Source organism: Lacinutrix cladophorae (genome assembly GCF_053604645.1).
Map to the genome: position 1 here is coordinate 1 of NZ_JBSHNR010000061.1, position 213 is coordinate 213.

Annotated in this window: 1 protein-coding gene; it reads left to right on the plus strand. The window is 41.8% G+C overall.

The genetic code is table 11. The features are described 5' to 3' along the window. Window positions 1-213, plus strand: a 213-nt coding sequence (locus ACVC3Y_RS00590) for a hypothetical protein (protein ID WP_452225793.1), incomplete at both ends; no start/stop codon positions are given.

Consider the following 213-nt stretch of genomic DNA (forward strand, 5'->3'; position numbering starts at 1 on the left):
AGACGAAACAACAGTAACAACAGGAACGGATGGATCATGGACAGCAACAGACATTCCAATAGGAGATGCAGAAGTAGATGTAGATGAGACTACATTACCAGCAGATGTAAGTGGTACTTTAACAACAGGAACTTCAGATCCAGAAACAGTAACCGTATTAGAAGGAGTTGAAACAGCAACAACCGATGACGGTTATGAACCAGTAACTGCAGA